This is a genomic window from Mycobacterium appelbergii, from assembly GCF_032883035.1.
Taxonomy (GTDB): Bacteria; Actinomycetota; Actinomycetes; order Mycobacteriales; family Mycobacteriaceae; genus Mycobacterium; species Mycobacterium appelbergii.
Window position 1 is genome coordinate 606,313 of sequence record NZ_JAMQTH010000002.1, and the last position, 16,922, is coordinate 623,234.

The 16,922-nt window shown below is 65.7% G+C and carries 18 protein-coding genes; 17 read left to right on the top strand and 1 reads right to left on the bottom strand.

What is annotated here, in order from left to right; all coding sequences use genetic code 11:
- Window positions 1-112: 112 nt before the first annotated feature.
- The 16 genes from fadD1 (at window position 113) to M1247_RS07310 (ending at window position 14,778) form a co-directional block, all read left to right on the top strand.
- Window positions 113-1,699 (top strand): fatty-acid--CoA ligase FadD1, encoded by a 1,587-nt coding sequence (fadD1, locus tag M1247_RS07235; protein WP_317155580.1) that lies wholly within the window; start codon window positions 113-115, stop codon window positions 1,697-1,699.
- Between the two features lie 259 nt (window positions 1,700-1,958).
- The gene (rpmE, locus tag M1247_RS07240) at window positions 1,959-2,192 is read left to right on the top strand and encodes a 50S ribosomal protein L31 (protein ID WP_317155581.1); all 234 of its coding nucleotides are present in this window, start codon (window positions 1,959-1,961) and stop codon (window positions 2,190-2,192) included.
- Between the two features lie 84 nt (window positions 2,193-2,276).
- Window positions 2,277-3,350 carry a peptide chain release factor 1 gene (gene prfA / locus M1247_RS07245; RefSeq protein ID WP_317155582.1) on the top strand — a complete coding sequence of 358 codons (1,074 nt, stop codon included), beginning with the start codon at window positions 2,277-2,279 and terminating at the stop codon, window positions 3,348-3,350.
- A complete protein-coding gene (gene prmC / locus M1247_RS07250; RefSeq protein WP_317155583.1) occupies window positions 3,347-4,192 on the top strand; it encodes a peptide chain release factor N(5)-glutamine methyltransferase in 846 nt (281 codons plus the stop codon). The genes prfA and prmC overlap by 4 nt, the downstream gene beginning before the upstream one ends.
- Window positions 4,193-4,219: 27 nt before the next feature.
- The gene (locus tag M1247_RS07255; RefSeq protein WP_317155584.1) at window positions 4,220-4,885 is read left to right on the top strand and encodes an L-threonylcarbamoyladenylate synthase; all 666 of its coding nucleotides are present in this window, start codon (window positions 4,220-4,222) and stop codon (window positions 4,883-4,885) included.
- Between the two features lie 7 nt (window positions 4,886-4,892).
- Window positions 4,893-6,101, top strand: a complete 1,209-nt coding sequence (locus M1247_RS07260) for a glycosyltransferase family 4 protein (RefSeq protein WP_317155585.1) — start codon at window positions 4,893-4,895, stop codon at window positions 6,099-6,101.
- Between the two features lie 242 nt (window positions 6,102-6,343).
- On the top strand, window positions 6,344-6,790 hold the full coding sequence (locus M1247_RS07265; RefSeq protein WP_317155586.1) for an ATP synthase subunit I: 447 nt from the start codon (window positions 6,344-6,346) through the stop codon (window positions 6,788-6,790).
- A 10-nt stretch (window positions 6,791-6,800) separates the two neighbouring features.
- A complete protein-coding gene (gene atpB, locus M1247_RS07270; RefSeq protein ID WP_317155587.1) occupies window positions 6,801-7,586 on the top strand; it encodes a F0F1 ATP synthase subunit A in 786 nt (261 codons plus the stop codon).
- An 81-nt stretch (window positions 7,587-7,667) separates the two neighbouring features.
- A complete protein-coding gene (locus M1247_RS07275) occupies window positions 7,668-7,928 on the top strand; it encodes a F0F1 ATP synthase subunit C (RefSeq protein ID WP_003931026.1) in 261 nt (86 codons plus the stop codon).
- A 9-nt stretch (window positions 7,929-7,937) separates the two neighbouring features.
- Window positions 7,938-8,453 carry a F0F1 ATP synthase subunit B gene (locus tag M1247_RS07280; protein ID WP_317155588.1) on the top strand — a complete coding sequence of 172 codons (516 nt, stop codon included), beginning with the start codon at window positions 7,938-7,940 and terminating at the stop codon, window positions 8,451-8,453.
- Window positions 8,454-9,791, top strand: a complete 1,338-nt coding sequence (locus M1247_RS07285) for a F0F1 ATP synthase subunit B/delta (RefSeq protein ID WP_317155589.1) — start codon at window positions 8,454-8,456, stop codon at window positions 9,789-9,791. It abuts the gene before it with no gap.
- 46 nt (window positions 9,792-9,837) lie between these two features.
- Window positions 9,838-11,487: a F0F1 ATP synthase subunit alpha gene (gene atpA / locus M1247_RS07290; RefSeq protein ID WP_317155590.1), complete on the top strand. Its 1,650-nt coding sequence runs from the start codon at window positions 9,838-9,840 to the stop codon at window positions 11,485-11,487.
- Between the two features lie 7 nt (window positions 11,488-11,494).
- The gene (locus M1247_RS07295) at window positions 11,495-12,418 is read left to right on the top strand and encodes a F0F1 ATP synthase subunit gamma (RefSeq protein WP_317155591.1); all 924 of its coding nucleotides are present in this window, start codon (window positions 11,495-11,497) and stop codon (window positions 12,416-12,418) included.
- A gap of 46 nt (window positions 12,419-12,464) precedes the next feature.
- A complete protein-coding gene (gene atpD / locus M1247_RS07300; protein WP_317155592.1) occupies window positions 12,465-13,895 on the top strand; it encodes a F0F1 ATP synthase subunit beta in 1,431 nt (476 codons plus the stop codon).
- A 63-nt stretch (window positions 13,896-13,958) separates the two neighbouring features.
- Complete coding sequence (locus M1247_RS07305; protein WP_317155593.1) at window positions 13,959-14,324, top strand: F0F1 ATP synthase subunit epsilon; 366 nt, start codon at window positions 13,959-13,961, stop codon at window positions 14,322-14,324.
- A 7-nt stretch (window positions 14,325-14,331) separates the two neighbouring features.
- Window positions 14,332-14,778: a DUF2550 domain-containing protein gene (locus tag M1247_RS07310; RefSeq protein WP_317155594.1), complete on the top strand. Its 447-nt coding sequence runs from the start codon at window positions 14,332-14,334 to the stop codon at window positions 14,776-14,778.
- Here M1247_RS07310 and M1247_RS07315 read toward each other — a convergent pair.
- A complete protein-coding gene (locus tag M1247_RS07315; RefSeq protein WP_317155595.1) occupies window positions 14,772-15,344 on the bottom strand; it encodes a cob(I)yrinic acid a,c-diamide adenosyltransferase in 573 nt (190 codons plus the stop codon). The two genes, M1247_RS07310 and M1247_RS07315, sit on opposite strands and share 7 nt — an antisense overlap.
- 96 nt (window positions 15,345-15,440) lie before the next feature.
- Here M1247_RS07315 and murA point away from each other — a divergent pair, with 96 nt between their 5' ends.
- Window positions 15,441-16,697, top strand: coding sequence for a UDP-N-acetylglucosamine 1-carboxyvinyltransferase (gene murA / locus M1247_RS07320; RefSeq protein ID WP_317155596.1), 1,257 nt, complete (start codon window positions 15,441-15,443; stop codon window positions 16,695-16,697).
- Window positions 16,698-16,922: the final 225 nt, after the last annotated feature.

Consider the following 16,922-nt stretch of genomic DNA (forward strand, 5'->3'; position numbering starts at 1 on the left):
CTCGGGGTGCGGGACAAGCAATGATTCTGCCAAGGGGCAGACACTACCGGGTCGAGCCTCGACCGTGGTAGACAGTTTTCTCAATCTGTTCACTCGTCCCGAGGGGTCACCGATGGCCGACACGCTGCAGCAATTGCTACGCGAACGTGCCGGGCAGGACACCGTCGCCATCAGACACGGCGACCAGCGGTGGACCTGGCGCCAACATGTCGCCGAGGCCGAAGCCCAGGCCGTGACGCTGATCGACGCGGCGGATCCGGCGCGTCCGCTACACGTGGGTGCACTCATGGGAAACACCCCGCAGATGCTCACCGCGCTGGCATCGGCGGCACTCGGTGGCTACGTGCTGTGTGGGATCAACACCACCCGCCGCGGTGATGCGCTGGCCCGCGATGTCGCCCGTGTCGATTGCCAGATACTGCTCACCGATGCCGATCACCGGCAGCTGCTCGATGGCGTGGAACTGCCCGGCGTGAGGGTCATCGACGTGTCCACCGCCCAGTGGGCAGGCGGTCCCGGTGCTCGGCCGCGCCTGATCCCGCACCGTGAGGTCACCCCCGACGACACCTTCATGATGATCTTCACCTCCGGTACCAGCGGAGAACCCAAAGCGGTCGAGGTGCCTCACGCGATGGTGCTGTTCGCAGGCAGTGCGCTCGTGCAGCGATACGGGCTGACCGCCGACGACGTCTGTTATCTGGCCATGCCGCTGTTCCACTCCAACGCCGTGTACGCGGGCTGGAGCGTGGCGTTGGGCGCGGGAGCGGCGATGGCTCCGGCGACGTTCTCCGCCTCCGGATTCCTGTCCGACATCCGCCGCTACGAAGCCACCTACATGAACTACGTGGGCAAGCCGCTGGCCTACATCCTGGCCACCCCGGCCCACCCCGACGACGACGACAATCCGCTGCGGATCGCATTCGGCAACGAGGCAGCCGACCGTGACATCGAGGCGTTCTCCCGGCGGTTCGGTTGCGCGGTGTGGGACGGGTTCGGATCGACCGAGACCGCGGTGATCATCACCCGTCCCGACGACTGTCCGCCCGGCTCGATCGGCAAGGGTTTTCCCGGGGTGGCGATCTACGATGCCGACACCGTCAGCGAGTGCGCGGTCGCCGAGTTCGACGACACCGGCGCCCTGGCCAATCCTGACGCCGCGGTGGGGGAGTTGGTCAACACCAGTGGCAGCGGGCTGTTCCGCGGCTACTACAACGATCAGGGCGCCACCGACCAACGGATGCGTCACGGCATGTACTGGTCGGGGGACCTGGCCTACCGCGATGCCGACGGCTGGATCTATCTGGCCGGACGCACCGCCGACTGGATGCGCGTCGACGGGGAGAACCTCACCACTGCGCCGATCGAACGAATACTGTTGCGGCTGCCCGCGATCAATCGCGTGGCGGTCTACCCGGTACCCGACGAATACGTAGGTGATCAGGTGATGGCGGCGATTGTGCTGCAGGATGACGCCACCTTGACCCCCCGAGAGTTCGAGCAGTTTCTGGCCGCCCAACGGGATCTCTCGCCGAAGGCGTGGCCGCGCCACGTGTGGATCGCCGAGGATCTGCCGATCACCGCGACCAACAAGATCCTCAAACGTGAACTGGTGGCCCTGGGCGCCGAACCCGACAATCGGCTGGTGTGGCGCCGCGAGGGCCGGTCGTTCTCGGTGAACAGCCGGGCGCCCCACCGCTGACGGGGTTTGATCCAACGGTGAGGCGCCTAATCTCGGTTACCCACCGGCCGCCCGCACAACACCCTCCTCACGCGGCGTTCCACATATTGGGAGCCACGGCCTGTGGGGGGCCGCACCAGGCGTGGAATAGCAGCTGCTCATCATGCGTTTAGGCTGCTGGCGGTTGATTTGGCATAATGGGCCGCTGACCCTCGGTACCGGTTCACGTCTGATTTCTGATAAGTGCGGGCGACCCGGGCCAACGATTGAAGAGGACACCATGAAAACGGGCATTCACCCTGAGTACGTCGAGACCACCGTGCAATGCGGTTGTGGCAACTCGTTCACCACGCGCAGCACGAAGCAGAGCGGACAGATCGTCGCAGAGGTCTGCTCGCAGTGCCATCCCTTCTACACCGGCAAGCAGAAGATCCTCGACAGCGGCGGCCGCGTGGCGCGCTTCGAGAAGCGCTACGGCAAGCGGGCCGGCACGAAGGCTGCAGCCGACAACTAGCTACGTCAACGGCGCCCGATCTGTCGCATTCGCGTCAGGTCCGGGCGCCGTTCTCGTTTCAGGAAACATGTGGAGGAGGTTGGCGTGACAGACACCGCACCAGCGGTCGAGGCGCTGCTCGCCGAGCACGCCGACCTCGAACGCCAACTCTCCGACCCCGCTCTGCATGCCGACGCCGCGGCCGCGCGGAAGGTGGGCCGCCGCTTCGCGCAACTCGCCCCCGTCGTGACGACCTACCGCAAGCTCGAGGCCGCGCGCGGTGACCTGGAAGCGGCTCGCGAACTCTCCGCCGACGACTCCAGTTTCGCCGCCGAGGTGGACGAGCTGACCGCGACGGTCGGTCAGCTGGAGACACAGCTGACCGATCTGCTCGCCCCGCGTGATCCGCACGACGCCGACGATGTCGTGCTCGAGGTCAAGTCGGGTGAGGGCGGTGAGGAATCGGCATTGTTCGCCGCCGACCTGGCCCGGATGTACATCCGCTACGCCGAACGACACGGTTGGACCGTCACCGTCCTCGACGAGACCACGTCGGACCTCGGCGGGTACAAGGACGCGACCCTCACCATCGCCAGCAAGGGTGACTCCGCCGAAGGGGTGTGGTCGCGGCTGAAGTTCGAAGGCGGCGTGCACCGGGTGCAGCGGGTTCCCGTCACCGAGTCACAGGGCCGGGTACACACCTCGGCCGCCGGAATTCTCGTCTACCCCGAGCCCGAGGAGATCGAACAGGTCCAGATCGACGAGTCGGACCTGCGCATCGACGTCTACCGATCGTCGGGCAAGGGCGGCCAGGGGGTGAACACCACCGACTCGGCGGTGCGCATCACCCACCTGCCCACCGGAATCGTGGTCACCTGCCAGAACGAACGCTCGCAGCTGCAGAACAAGGCCCGTGCGATGCAGGTGCTCGCGGCCCGGTTGCAGCTGCTCGCCGAGGAGCAGGCGCAGGCCGATGCCTCCGCCGACCGGGCCAGCCAGATCCGCACCGTGGACCGCAGCGAGCGGATCCGCACCTACAACTTCCCCGAGAACCGGATTGCCGATCATCGGATCAACTTCAAGGCGCACAACCTTGACCAGGTGCTCGACGGTGAGCTTGATCCCCTGTTCGACGCGCTGGCCGCCGCCGACAAGCAGGCCCGACTGCAGCAGGCATGACCCCCATCCGCGAGGCCATCGACGCCGCGACTGCGACCCTGGCGCAGGCCGGCGTCGGATCCCCACGCGTCGACGCAGAACTGCTGGCCGCCCACGCCGCGGACACCGATCGGGGGCGGCTGATGCTGATCGACGAACCGGGCACGCACTTTCAGCAGGCCTACGACGAACTGATCGCGGCCAGATCGCGGCGGGTGCCGTTGCAGCACCTGATCGGCAACGCGGCGTTCGGACCGTTGACGCTGACCGTCGGCCCTGGCGTCTTCGTACCCCGCCCGGAAACCGAAGCGCTCCTGGAATGGGCTGCCGGCCAACAGCTTCCCGCCAACCCGCTGATCGTCGACCTGTGTACCGGATCCGGTGCATTGGCGCTGGCGCTGGCGCAGCTACGAGCCGATGCGCGGATCATCGCCATCGACGACTCGCCCGCCGCCCTTGACTACGCCCGGCGCAACGCCGCCGGAACCCGCGTCGAGGTGCAGGCTGCGGATGTCACGACCCCCGGGCTCATGCCCGAACTCGACGGCCGGGTCGACCTGCTCGTGGCGAACCCGCCCTACATTCCCGATGGGGCCGAACTCGAACCCGAAGTGGCCGCCCATGATCCGGCACACGCCCTGTTCGGCGGCCCCGACGGGATGTCGGTGATCGGCCCGATCGTGACCCTGGGCGCCCGGTGGCTGCGCGGCGGCGCCCGGTGCGCGGTCGAACACGACGACACCACCTCGCACCGCACGGTCGCGGCGTTCACCGGCAACGGTAACTTCACCGGGGTGACGCCGCACCGCGATCTGGCCGGACGACCCCGCTTTGTCACCGCGGCCCGGGTTGGGCGAAGCTGATTCGATGGTCTTGCGCGAGGAGCTGAGATGACCGAGCTGTTCGACTGCGCGGACGCCGACCAGCGGGCCACGGGTATCGCCTCGGCGGTGAGCGCGGTCAAAGGCGGCAGGCTCGTGGTGATGCCGACCGACACCGTGTACGGAATCGGTGCCGACGCGTTCGACCCGGAGGCGGTGGCCGCCCTGCTCTCGGCGAAGGGCCGCGGCAGGGACATGCCGGTCGGCGTGCTCGTCGGGTCGTGGCACACGATCGAGGGATTGGTCTACTCGGTGCCGCACACCGCCCGCGAACTGATCCGGGCATTCTGGCCCGGCGCGTTGAGCCTGGTGGTGCAGCAGGCCCCGTCGTTGCAGTGGGACCTCGGCGACGCCAACGGCAGCGTCATGCTGCGGATGCCGTTGCACCCGGTGGCCATCGAACTCCTGCGGGAGGTCGGCCCCATGGCAGTGTCCAGTGCGAACGTCTCCGGGCGTCCCGCGGCGGGCACCGCCGCAGAGGCGCGCGAGCAGCTCGGCGATCTCGTCGAGGTTTACCTGGACGGCGGACCGGCGCAGCGACAGGCCGCGTCCACCATCGTCGATCTGACCGGCGCGCAGCCACGCATCCTGCGGACCGGTCCGATCAGCGCCGAAGACATCGCACGCGTCCTCGACGTGGATGTCTCGGCACTCGCCGCGACAAACACGGAGTGATCACAGCTTGCTGCAGTACGGTGCACCGGTGATCACGGCCGACGGGATTCTGGCGCTGTCGGACCGGGGCGCCGGCGTACCGCTGCGTGAACTCGCGCTCGTCGGCCTGACCGCCGCCATCATCACGTACTTCGCCACCGGTTGGGTGCGGTTGCTGGCCATCCGGCTCGGCGCGGTGGCCTACCCGCGCGAACGTGATGTGCACGTTCAGCCCACCCCGCGCATGGGTGGCCTGGCGATGTACGTCGGCGTGGTGGCGGCCGTCCTGCTGGCCTCCCAACTGCCCGCGCTGACGAGAGGCTTCGTCTACTCGACAGGCATGCCTGCCGTGGTGGTGGCGGGCGGGCTGATCATGGCCATCGGACTGATCGACGACCGGTGGGGCCTCGATGCGTTGACCAAGTTCGCCGGGCAGATCACCGCCGCGAGCGTGCTGGTCACCATGGGCGTGGCGTGGAGCGTGCTCTACATACCGATCGGGGGAGTCGGCACCATCGTGCTCGACCAGGTCGCCTCGATCCTGCTGACCCTGGCGTTGACGGTGTCGATCGTGAACGCGATGAACTTCGTCGACGGGCTGGACGGCCTGGCCGCCGGGCTCGGGTTGATCACCGCGCTGGCCATCTGTGTGTTCTCGGTGGGGCTGTTGCGTGACCACGGCGGTGACGTGCTGTTCTATCCACCCGCGGTGATCTCGGTGGTACTGGCCGGAGCTTGTCTGGGGTTCCTGCCGCACAATTTCCATCGCGCCAAGATCTTCATGGGCGACTCCGGCTCGATGCTGATCGGTCTGATGCTCGGGGCAGCCTCGACGACCGCCGCGGGCCCCATCTCACAGAACGCCTACGGAGCCCGCGATGTGTTCGCGTTGCTGTCGCCGTTCCTGCTGGTGGTTGCCGTCATGCTGGTGCCCGCGCTGGACACGTTGCTGGCGATCGTGCGGCGCACCCGGGCCGGCCGGAGCCCGCTGAGCCCGGACAAGATGCACCTGCACCACCGGCTGTTGCAGATCGGGCATTCGCATCGTCGTGCCGTGCTGTTGATCTACCTGTGGGTCGGCATCATCGCCTTCGGTGCGGCCAGCACGATTTTCTTCGATCCGCGCTACACCGGGGCGGTGATGGTGGCGGCCATTCTCGTCGCGATCGTCGTCACCCTGATACCTCTGTTACACCGCAGCGTGGAGAGCCCGGAAGGCGAGTACGACGAAAAGTAGTAGGCCCCGTTTTTGGGTGCCTACCATGTGGTACCGTGCTGCCAGAACCCGAAAAACCTCGCGGGTTGCCGGCCCGGCCCATCGGTGAAGAGCCGATCGGCGCCGATCAACGACCGACAAAGGGAGCTACCCCTTGGGTGATTCCAGCGCGCCTGGAGCCCTCCGATACGCTCGGCGGGCACGCACAGGGTTTTGCCAGTGAACCGGGATAGCTCTCATGACCGCGAGATTGAGGTGAAGCAGTGACGACGCCAGCGCATGACGCGCCGTTGGTGTTTCCATCAGTGGCGTTCCGGCCGCTGCGCCTCTTGGTCGTATGCGTTGCGCTCACCGTTGTCGCAGTACTGGCCGCCGGTTTCACCGGCCACATCTTCTTCGGGGTCTTCTTCGGCGTCGGACTCATCCTCGGGCTGATCAACGCCCTGCTGGTGCGCCATGCGGTCGAGTCGATCACCGCCGAGGAGCATCCGCTCAAGAAGAAGATGGCCGTCAACTCCGCGACCCGGTTGCTGGTGATCACGGCGATCGCGCTCGCGCTTGCATTTGTCTTCAGAACCTCGGGCGGTATCGCTGTGCTGTTCGGGCTTGCGGTGTTCCAGGCATTGCTGGTGATGAGCACCAGCATCCCCGTGCTGCGGAAGATCCGCGGCGAAGGCCTGGACGTCTTGGATACGGAATCGAAGGGTTGAGCTGACCTCTATGACTCAGACGACGACCGTGCTGGCCGCCGAAGAAGGTGGCGCTGCCATCCACGTGGGTCACCACACAATGGTGTTCGAACTGTTCGGCATGACGTTCAACGGTGACACCATCCTGGCGACGGCGATCACGGCGGTGATCGTGATCGCCCTGGCCTTCTTCCTCAAGTCGAAGGTGACCTCGACCGGCGTGCCCGGCGGTGTCCAGCTCTTCTGGGAAGCGCTCACCATTCAGATGCGCCAGCAGATCGAGGGCTCGATCGGAATGAAGGTCGCGCCGTTCGTGCTGCCGCTGGCGGTCACGATCTTCGTGTTCATCCTGATCTCCAACTGGCTGGGCGTGCTCCCGCTGCAGTACGGCGGATCCGACGGCGCCGCGGGCGAGTTGTACAAGCCGCCCGCCTCCGACATCAACTTCGTGCTGGCGCTCGCACTATTCGTCTTCCTCGCCTACCACGCTGCAGGCATCTGGCGGCGCGGGATCGTCGGTCACCCCATCAAGGTCGTCAAGGGGCACGTCGCGTTCCTCGCGCCGATCAACATCGTCGAGGAACTGGCAAAGCCGATCTCGCTGGCACTCCGACTTTTCGGCAACATCTTCGCCGGCGGCATCCTGGTGGCGCTCATCGCGATGTTCCCCTGGTACATCCAGTGGGCGCCCAACGCGATCTGGAAGACCTTCGACCTCTTCGTGGGTCTGATCCAGGCGTTCATCTTTGCGCTGTTGACGATCCTGTACTTCAGCCAGTCGATGGAGCTGGACCACGAAGAAGAACATGCGCACTGACCACATTCACTAGATCCCTACGACCAGAACGATACGAACCTCTGGCGGCACGGCCACCAGTTATCAAGGAGGATAAAAGGAATGGAAATCGATCCAAACGCCATCATCACGGCCGGCGCTCTGATCGGCGGTGGATTGATCATGGGTGGCGGCGCAATCGGCGCTGGCATCGGTGACGGCATTGCGGGTAACGCGCTGATCTCCGGCATCGCCCGGCAGCCCGAAGCGCAGGGCCGACTGTTCACCCCGTTCTTCATCACCGTCGGTCTGGTTGAGGCTGCCTACTTCATCAACCTGGCCTTCATGGCGCTGTTCGTCTTCGCCACCCCGGGCCTGCAGTAGTCCGTCGGCATGGGTGAACTGAGCGCAACAATCCTGGCCGCCAGCCAGGCAGCGGAAGAAGGCGGTGGGGGTCAGAGTAACTTCCTGATCCCCAACGGCACCTTCTTCGCCGTACTGATCATCTTCCTGATCGTGCTCGGCGTGATTGCGAAATGGGTTGTGCCACCGGTCAGCAAGGTGCTGGCGGAGCGGGAAGCGATGCTGGCCAAGACCGCAGCGGACAACCGCAAGTCAGCCGAACAGGTTGCGGCGGCACGAGCCGATTACGACGAGACGATGGCTGGCGCGCGTACACAGGCGTCGGCCATCCGGGACGAAGCCCGCGCCGCGGGCCGGCAGGTGGTCGAAGAGAAGCGGACCGAAGCCAGCGGTGAAGTGGCCGAAACCGTGCGCCAGGCGGACGAGCAGTTGTCCTCCCAGGGCGAACAGGTCCGGTCAGGGCTCGAGTCGTCGGTGGATGGGCTGTCAGCCAAGCTGGCCAGCCGGATCCTCGGCGTCGACGTGAAATCAGGTGGGACGCAGTAGATGTCGATATTCATCGGGCAGCTGATCGGCTTCGCTGTCATCGCATACATCATCATCAAGTGGGTGGTGCCGCCGGTGCGGACCCTGATGCAGAAGCAACAGGACGCCGTGCGCGCCGCACTCGCTGAAAGCGCGGACGCTTCGAAGAAGCTCGCCGATGCCGATGCGATGCACGCCAAGGCGCTCGCTGACGCCAAGGCCGAGTCGGAGAAAGTCACCGACGAAGCCAGGCAGGACTCCGAACGCATCGCCGCACAGCTGACCGAGCAGGCCGGTACCGAGGCCGAACGGATCAAGGCCCAGGGCGCTCAACAGCTTCAGCTGATGCGTCAGCAGCTCATCCGTGAGCTGCGCACCGGCCTGGGGGAGGAGTCGGTGGCCAACGCCGCCGCCTTGGTGCGGGCTCACGTCGCCGACCCGGCCGCACAGGCGGCCACCGTCGACCGGTTCCTGGCCGAACTCGATGAGATGGCGCCCTCGGCAGCGGTGATCGATACCGCCGCCACCGCGAAGCTGCGCGCCGCCAGCCGCGAGTCACTGACCGTTCTGGTCGCGAAGTTCGACGAAGCGGCGGGCGGGCTCGACGCTGCCGGGTTGACCACACTGGCCGACGAACTCGCGTCGGTGGCCAAGCTCCTGCTGTCCGAGTCGGTGCTCAACAAGCATCTGGCCGAGCCCACCGACGACGCCGCCGCCAAAGTGCGGCTGTTGGAGGGACTGTTGTCCGGCAAGGTGGGCGACACCGCGCTGGACGTGTTGCGGACCGCCGTCTCGCAACGCTGGTCGATCGAGTCGGACCTGGTCGACGGCATCGAACACACCGCACGTCTGGCTCTGCTCAAGCGGGCTGAAACGGCAGGCGAGGTCGACGAGGTGGAGGACCAGCTGTTCCGGTTCGGCCGGGTCCTGGACTCCGAGCCGCGCCTGTCGGCACTGCTGAGCGACTACACCACCCCGGCTGATGGCCGCGTCGCCTTGCTGGACAAGGTGATCACCGGTGGTGCGGGCGTGAACAAGACCGCTGCGGCGCTGCTGACCCAGACCGTAGGACTGCTGCGTGGTGAGCGTGCCGACGAGGCAGTCATCGATCTCGCCGAGCTGGCAGTGTCCCGCCGCGGTGAGGTGGTGGCTCATGTGACGGCCGCCGCCGAACTCAGCGACACCCAGCACACCCGGCTGACAGAGGTGCTCACCCGCATCTACGGCCACCCCGTATCGGTTCAGCTGCACGTCGACCCGGAACTGCTCGGTGGCCTGTCGATCACCGTCGGCGATGAAGTGATCGACGGCTCCATCGCATCCCGGCTGGCTGCGGCGCAGAGCCAGCTGCCGGACTGATAACCCCCACGAACCACCCAAGAACAAGGTAGGAAGACGAAAAACCATGGCAGAGTTGACAATCTCGGCTGCTGATATCGAAGGTGCCATCGAGGGCTACGTATCCTCGTTTTCCGCCGAGACCGAGCGCGAAGAGATCGGCACCGTCGTCGATGCCGGTGACGGCATCGCCCACGTCGAGGGCCTGCCCTCGGTCATGACGCAGGAGCTGCTCGAATTCCCCGGTGGAGTGCTCGGTGTGGCGCTGAACCTCGACGAGCACAGCGTCGGCGCCGTCATCCTGGGTGAGTTCGAGAAGATCGCCGAGGGCCAGCAGGTCAAGCGCACCGGCGAGGTGCTCTCGGTGCCGGTGGGCGACGCCTTCCTGGGCCGCGTCATCAACCCGCTGGGCCAGCCCATCGACGGACAGGGCGATATCGCTTCCGACGCCCGGCGCGAGCTGGAGCTGCAGGCGCCGTCCGTGGTGCAGCGCCAGGGCGTCGGCGAGCCGCTGCAGACCGGTATCAAGGCGATCGACGCCATGACCCCGATCGGCCGCGGCCAGCGTCAGCTGATCATCGGTGACCGCAAGACCGGCAAGACCGCAGTCTGCGTCGACACCATCCTCAATCAGCGTGGGGCCTGGGAGACCGGCGATCCCAACCAGCAGGTGCGCTGCGTCTACGTGGCGATCGGCCAGAAGGGCACCACCATCGCCAGCGTGAAGCGGGCGCTGGAAGAGGGCGGCGCGATGGAGTACACCACCATCGTCGCGGCCCCGGCCTCCGATGCCGCCGGCTTCAAGTGGCTGGCGCCCTACACCGGCTCGGCCATCGGCCAGCACTGGATGTACGACGGCAAGCACGTCCTCATCGTGTTCGACGACCTGTCCAAGCAGGCTGACGCCTACCGGGCGATCTCGCTGTTGCTGCGCCGCCCGCCGGGCCGCGAGGCCTTCCCCGGCGACGTGTTCTACCTGCACTCCCGTCTGCTGGAGCGTTGCGCGAAGCTGTCCGACGAACTCGGCGGTGGATCGATGACCGGGCTGCCGATCATCGAGACCAAGGCCAACGACATCTCGGCGTTCATCCCCACCAACGTCATCTCGATCACCGACGGCCAGTGCTTCCTGGAGTCCGACCTGTTCAACCAGGGCGTGCGGCCGGCCGTCAACGTCGGTGTGTCGGTGTCCCGTGTCGGTGGTGCCGCTCAGATCAAGGCGATGAAAGAGGTGGCGGGCAGTCTCCGCCTCGACCTGTCGCAGTACCGCGAGCTGGAGGCCTTCGCCGCCTTCGCCTCCGACCTCGACGCGGCCTCCAAGGCCCAGTTGGATCGCGGTGTTCGGTTGGTCGAGCTGCTCAAGCAGCCGCAGTACAGTCCGATGCCGGTCGAGGACCAGGTCGTCGCGATCTTCCTCGGCACCAAGGGACATCTGGACTCGGTTCCTGCCGAGGACGTTTCGCGATTCGAAGCGGAACTGCTGGAGCACGTGAAGGCCAGCCACTCCGACATCCTCACCGGGATCAAGGAATCCAAGAAGCTCTCCGAGGAGGCCGAGGAGAAGTTGGTCTCGGTCATCAACGAGTTCAAGAAGGGCTTCGCGGCATCCGACGGCAGCTCCGTGGTCGCCAACGAGGCGGACGCCGAGGCACTGAACCCCGAGGACCTGGAGAAAGAATCGGTCAAGGTCCGCAAGCCTGCACCCAAGAAGGCCTAGGTAACACATGGCAGCCACAGTGCGCGAACTCCGCGGACGCATCCGCGCCGCGGGTTCGATCAAGAAGATCACGAAGGCTCTGGAGCTGATCGCGACGTCGCGGATCGGCAAGGCGCAGGCCCGAGTCCAGGCGGCTCGGCCCTACGCCACCGAGATCACCAACATGCTGACCGAGCTAGCGGGGGCCAGCGCGCTGGATCACCCGCTGCTGGTGGAGCGGCCGAACCCCAGGCGCGCGGGTGTGTTGGTGATGTCCTCAGATCGAGGCAAGTGCGGCGGGTACGACGCCAATGTGCTGCGCCGGGCCGAGGAGCTGTTCTCGTTGCTGCGCGATGAGGGCAAGGATCCGGTGCTCTATGTCGTCGGCCGGAAAGCGCTGGGCTACTTCAGCTTCCGGCAGCGCGCGGTGGCGGAGTCGTGGACCGGCTTCTCCGAGCGTCCCACGTACGAGAACGCAAAGGAGATCTCGGAGACCCTGGTGACCGCGTTCATGTCTGGCGTCGACGACGAGGGTGACGACGCAGGCGCCGACGGAATTTTGGGAGTCGACGAACTGCACATCGTGTCCACCGAGTTCCGGTCGATGCTGTCGCAAACGGTTGTCGCCGTGCGGGTCGCGCCGATGGTCGTCGAGTACGTGGGCGAGCCCGAGACCGGTCCGCACACGCTGTATTCGTTCGAACCGGATGCCGAGACACTGTTCGACGCGTTGCTGCCCCGCTACGTCGCGACGCGCGTCTACGCGGCGCTGTTGGAGGCAGCCGCTTCGGAGTCGGCGTCGCGCCGCCGCGCCATGAAGGCGGCGACCGACAACGCCGACGATCTGATCAAGGCGCTGACACTGGCGGCCAACCGCGAGCGTCAGGCGCAGATCACCCAGGAAATCAGCGAGATCGTCGGTGGCGCCAACGCGCTCGCCGATGCGCGCTAGCCGGATTAACGACAGAGCCCCGTAGGAAAGCGAAGAAGAGATAAACATGACTACTGCCGTAGACACCAAGACCGCGGGTCGCGTTGTCCGAATCACCGGTCCGGTGGTGGACGTCGAGTTCCCGCGTGGCGCCGTGCCCGACCTGTTCAATGCGCTGCACGCCGACATCACGTTCGGTGCGCTCGCCAAAACCCTGACCCTCGAGGTCGCCCAGCACCTCGGCGACAACCTCGTGCGCTGCATCTCCATGCAGCCCACCGATGGCCTGGTGCGTGGCGTCGAGGTCTCCGACACCGGGGCCTCGATCTCGGTCCCGGTCGGCGACGGCGTGAAGGGCCATGTGTTCAACGCCCTCGGAGATTGCCTCGACGACCCGGGCTACGGCAAGGACTTCGAGCACTGGTCGATCCACCGTAAGCCGCCGGCCTTCGCCGATCTCGAGCCCCGCACCGAGATGCTGGAGACCGGCCTGAAGGTCGTCGACCTGCTCACCCCGTACGTGCGTGGCGGCAAGATCGCGCTGTTCGGCGGTGCCGGCGTGGGTAAGACGGTGCTCATCCAGGAGATGATCAACCGCATCGCCCGTAACTTCGGTGGCACCTCGGTGTTCGCCGGGGTGGGGGAGCGCACCCGTGAGGGTAACGACCTGTGGGTCGAGCTCGCCGACGCCGACGTGCTCAAGGACACCGCGCTGGTGTTCGGTCAGATGGACGAACCGCCGGGCACCCGTATGCGTGTCGCGCTGTCGGCTCTGACCATGGCGGAGTACTTCCGCGATGAGCAGAACCAGGACGTGCTGCTGTTCATCGACAACATCTTCCGGTTCACCCAGGCCGGTTCCGAGGTTTCGACCCTGCTCGGTCGTATGCCTTCGGCCGTGGGTTACCAGCCGACGCTGGCCGACGAGATGGGTGAGCTGCAGGAACGCATCACCTCGACGCGTGGCCGCTCGATCACTTCGATGCAGGCCGTGTACGTGCCCGCCGACGACTACACCGACCCGGCGCCTGCCACCACGTTCGCCCACCTGGATGCCACCACCGAACTCTCCCGTGCGGTGTTCTCCAAGGGCATCTTCCCCGCGGTGGATCCGCTGGCGTCGTCCTCGACGATCCTGCACCCCAGCGTGGTCGGTGACGAGCACTACCGCGTGGCGCAAGAAGTGATCCGGATCCTGCAGCGCTACAAGGACCTTCAGGACCTCATCGCGATCCTCGGTATCGACGAACTGTCCGAAGAGGACAAGGTGCTGGTGTACCGGGCTCGCAAGATCGAGCGTTTCCTGAGCCAGAACATGATGGCCGCCGAGCAGTTCACCGGGCAGCCCGGCTCGACGGTGCCGCTCAAGGAGACCGTCGAGGCCTTCGACAAACTGGCCAAGGGCGAATTCGACCACCTGCCCGAGCAGGCGTTCTTCCTGATCGGTGGTCTGGACGACCTGGCGAAGAAGGCCGAAAGCCTCGGCGCCAAGTTGTGATGAGCGCTTGCGCGAAGAACCAATGGGTTGAGTTGAGTCCTCCTATGCGAAAGGCGGTGTGACATGGCTGATCTGAACCTCGAGATCGTCGCCGTCGAGCGTGAGCTGTGGTCAGGTAAGGCCACGTTCGTCTTCACCCGCACTACCGCCGGTGAGATCGGGATCCTGCCGCGCCACATTCCGATGGTGGCGCAGCTGGTCGACGACGCGATGGTGCGGGTCGAACGGGAAGGCGAGGATGATCTTCGGATCGCCGTCGACGGTGGCTTTCTGTCGGTCACCGAGGAAGCTGTGCGCATTCTGGTGGAGAACGCCCAGCTCGAATCCGAGATCGACGCCGACGCGGCGAAGCAGGATTCGGAATCCGATGACCCGGCCACCGCAGCGTGGGGACGGGCGCGACTGCGCGCCCTAGGCCAGATCGACTGATATGTCGATGAGCGCGTCCATGATCGTCATGGTCGCGCTGATCTGTGTGCTCTTGCTGGCCGTGTGCGCACTGTCGTACCGGCTGTGGAAGCTGCGTCAGGTCGGAGGTACGGCCGCCATCCTGCGGGATTACCCCGCGGTTGGCGGTCACGGCTGGCGGCACGGTGTGATGCGTTATCGCGGCGGCGAGGCAGGGTTCTACCGGCTCTCGAGTATGCGATGGTGGCCGGATCGCCGATTGGGCCGGCGCGGCCTGGAAGTGGTGTCCCGCCGTGCGCCGCGTGGTGACGAATTCGACATCATGACCGATCAGATCGTGGTGCTCGAACTGCGCGATACCAGTAACGATCGACGGCAGGGCTATGAGATCGCACTGGACCGCGGTGCATTGACCGCATTCACGTCGTGGTTGGAGTCCCGGCCGTCACCACGCGCGCGGCGCCGCAACTACTGAGTCGAACCGGGCTTCCACAGCACGTCACCGTCGGGGTTCGCGACGCGCGACAGGATGAACAGCAGATCCGACAGCCTGTTCAGATACTTGGCAGGCAACACGCTGACGGAATCTCCGTGCTCATCCACGGCCACCCACGCCGCGCGCTCGGCCCGTCGGGTGATGGTCCGCGCCACCTGAAGTAGCGCGGAGAGCGCGGTGCCACCGGGCAGGATGAACGAGTTCAATGCGGGCAGGTGCTCGTTGAACTCATCGCACCAGCCTTCCAACCGGTCGATATAAGCCTGCGTGATGCGCAGCGGCGGATATTCGGGGTTCTCGACCACCGGGGTGGCGAGGTCGGCGCCTGCGTCGAACAGATCATTCTGGATCTGCCGCAATACCGCGGTTATTTGCGGGCTGGGATCGCCCATCGCGACGGCGACGCCGATCGCGGCGTTCGCTTCGTCACAATCGGCGTAAGCGGCCAGCCGCGCGTCGTTCTTCGAGACCCTGCTGAAGTCGCTGAGTCCCGTCGTCCCGTCGTCGCCGGTGCGGGTGTAGATGCGGGTGAGATGAACAGCCATGCTCGCACCGTACCGGTCGCGCGACCGGAGAAATCCGGAGTCGTACTTATGCCTCAGCGTTCTGATTCTGACCCGCGGGCTGCTTACACTGACCGCGTGAGTGAGCGTTTCGTGGTGACCGGCGGAAACCGGTTATCGGGCGAAGTTGCTGTCGGCGGCGCGAAGAACAGCGTGCTCAAGCTGATGGCCGCAGCACTGTTGGCCGAGGGCACGAGCACGATCACCAATTGCCCGGACATCCTGGACGTTCCGCTGATGGCGGAGGTGCTCAGAGGCCTTGGCGCCACGGTCGAGTTGGACGGCGGTACGGTCCGGATCACCTCCCCGGACGAGCTCAAATACGACGCCGACTTTGCCGCTGTTCGGCAGTTCCGCGCCTCGGTGTGTGTGCTCGGACCGCTCGTCGGCCGATGCAAGAAGGCCAAGGTGGCACTGCCCGGTGGGGACGCCATCGGATCGCGGCCGCTGGACATGCACCAGGCCGGCCTCCGGCAGCTCGGCGCCCGGTGCAACATCGAGCACGGCTGCGTCGTCGCCGAGGCCGATCACCTGCGTGGTGCGGAGATCCAACTGGAGTTCCCGTCGGTCGGGGCGACCGAGAACATTCTGATGGCGGCTGTCCTCGCCGAGGGCGTCACCACGATTCACAACGTCGCCAGAGAACCCGACGTCGTCGACCTCTGCGCGATGCTCAACCAGATGGGCGCCCAGGTCAGCGGCGCGGGGACCTCGACGCTGACGATTACCGGGGTCGACCGGCTCTATCCGACCGAACACCGGGTGATCGGCGATCGGATCGTGGCCGCCACTTGGGGGATCGCGGCAGCCATGACGCGCGGGGACATCTCGGTCACCGGCATCGATCCGCAGCATCTGCAGTTGGTGCTGCACAAACTGCACGACGCCGGGGCGACTGTCACCCAGACCGATGACGGTTTCCGGGTGGTCCAGTACGAACGACCGAAAGCGGTCAACGTTGCGACACTGCCGTTCCCGGGATTCCCGACCGACCTGCAGCCGATGGCCATCGGCCTGGCGGCGGTCGCCGACGGGACCTCGATGATCACCGAGAACGTGTTCGAAGCGCGGTTCCGGTTCGTCGAGGAGATGATCCGGTTGGGCGCGGATGCACGAACCGACGGACACCACGCGGTGATCCGCGGTATTCCCCAGCTTTCGAGTGCGCCGGTGTGGTCCTCGGACATCCGTGCCGGTGCCGGGCTGGTGCTCGCCGGCCTGGTCGCGGACGGAGACACCGAGGTCCACGACGTTTTTCACATCGATCGGGGGTACCCGTTGTTCGTGGAGAACCTCCTGAGTTTGGGTGCGGAGATTGATAGGGTAAGCTCTTGAAACGTGCCCGACCGGGCGCTGACCGGCCCACAAGCCGGTAGCGTCCACCGAGCGGAGTCAGCCGGAAAATCGGGACTTGACTTCTCTGCCAGATAAGTATTAAGCTGGCAGGGTTGCCCCGATACGGGCAAAGAATCAAAATCTGGTCTGTTGTTTGAGAACTCAATAGTGTGTTTGGTGGTTTTTGTTTGTTGTTTTTGGCCACATTCTTTTTCCCGTTTAGGG

Excerpts from the sequence above, each read along its gene's own strand:
- fadD1 (WP_317155580.1), top strand. The coding sequence starts at position 113 with ATGGCCGACACGCTGCAGCAATTGCTACGCGAACGTGCCGGGCAGGAC.
- rpmE (WP_317155581.1), top strand. The coding sequence starts at position 1,959 with ATGAAAACGGGCATTCACCCTGAGTACGTCGAGACCACCGTGCAATGC.
- prmC (WP_317155583.1), top strand. The coding sequence starts at position 3,347 with ATGACCCCCATCCGCGAGGCCATCGACGCCGCGACTGCGACCCTGGCG.
- M1247_RS07255 (WP_317155584.1), top strand. The coding sequence starts at position 4,220 with ATGACCGAGCTGTTCGACTGCGCGGACGCCGACCAGCGGGCCACGGGT.
- atpB (WP_317155587.1), top strand. The coding sequence starts at position 6,801 with ATGACTCAGACGACGACCGTGCTGGCCGCCGAAGAAGGTGGCGCTGCC.
- M1247_RS07275 (WP_003931026.1), top strand. The coding sequence starts at position 7,668 with ATGGAAATCGATCCAAACGCCATCATCACGGCCGGCGCTCTGATCGGC.
- M1247_RS07280 (WP_317155588.1), top strand. The coding sequence starts at position 7,938 with ATGGGTGAACTGAGCGCAACAATCCTGGCCGCCAGCCAGGCAGCGGAA.
- M1247_RS07285 (WP_317155589.1), top strand. The coding sequence starts at position 8,454 with ATGTCGATATTCATCGGGCAGCTGATCGGCTTCGCTGTCATCGCATAC.
- atpA (WP_317155590.1), top strand. The coding sequence starts at position 9,838 with ATGGCAGAGTTGACAATCTCGGCTGCTGATATCGAAGGTGCCATCGAG.
- M1247_RS07295 (WP_317155591.1), top strand. The coding sequence starts at position 11,495 with ATGGCAGCCACAGTGCGCGAACTCCGCGGACGCATCCGCGCCGCGGGT.
- atpD (WP_317155592.1), top strand. The coding sequence starts at position 12,465 with ATGACTACTGCCGTAGACACCAAGACCGCGGGTCGCGTTGTCCGAATC.
- M1247_RS07305 (WP_317155593.1), top strand. The coding sequence starts at position 13,959 with ATGGCTGATCTGAACCTCGAGATCGTCGCCGTCGAGCGTGAGCTGTGG.
- M1247_RS07310 (WP_317155594.1), top strand. The coding sequence starts at position 14,332 with ATGAGCGCGTCCATGATCGTCATGGTCGCGCTGATCTGTGTGCTCTTG.
- M1247_RS07315 (WP_317155595.1), bottom strand. The coding sequence starts at position 15,344 with ATGGCTGTTCATCTCACCCGCATCTACACCCGCACCGGCGACGACGGG.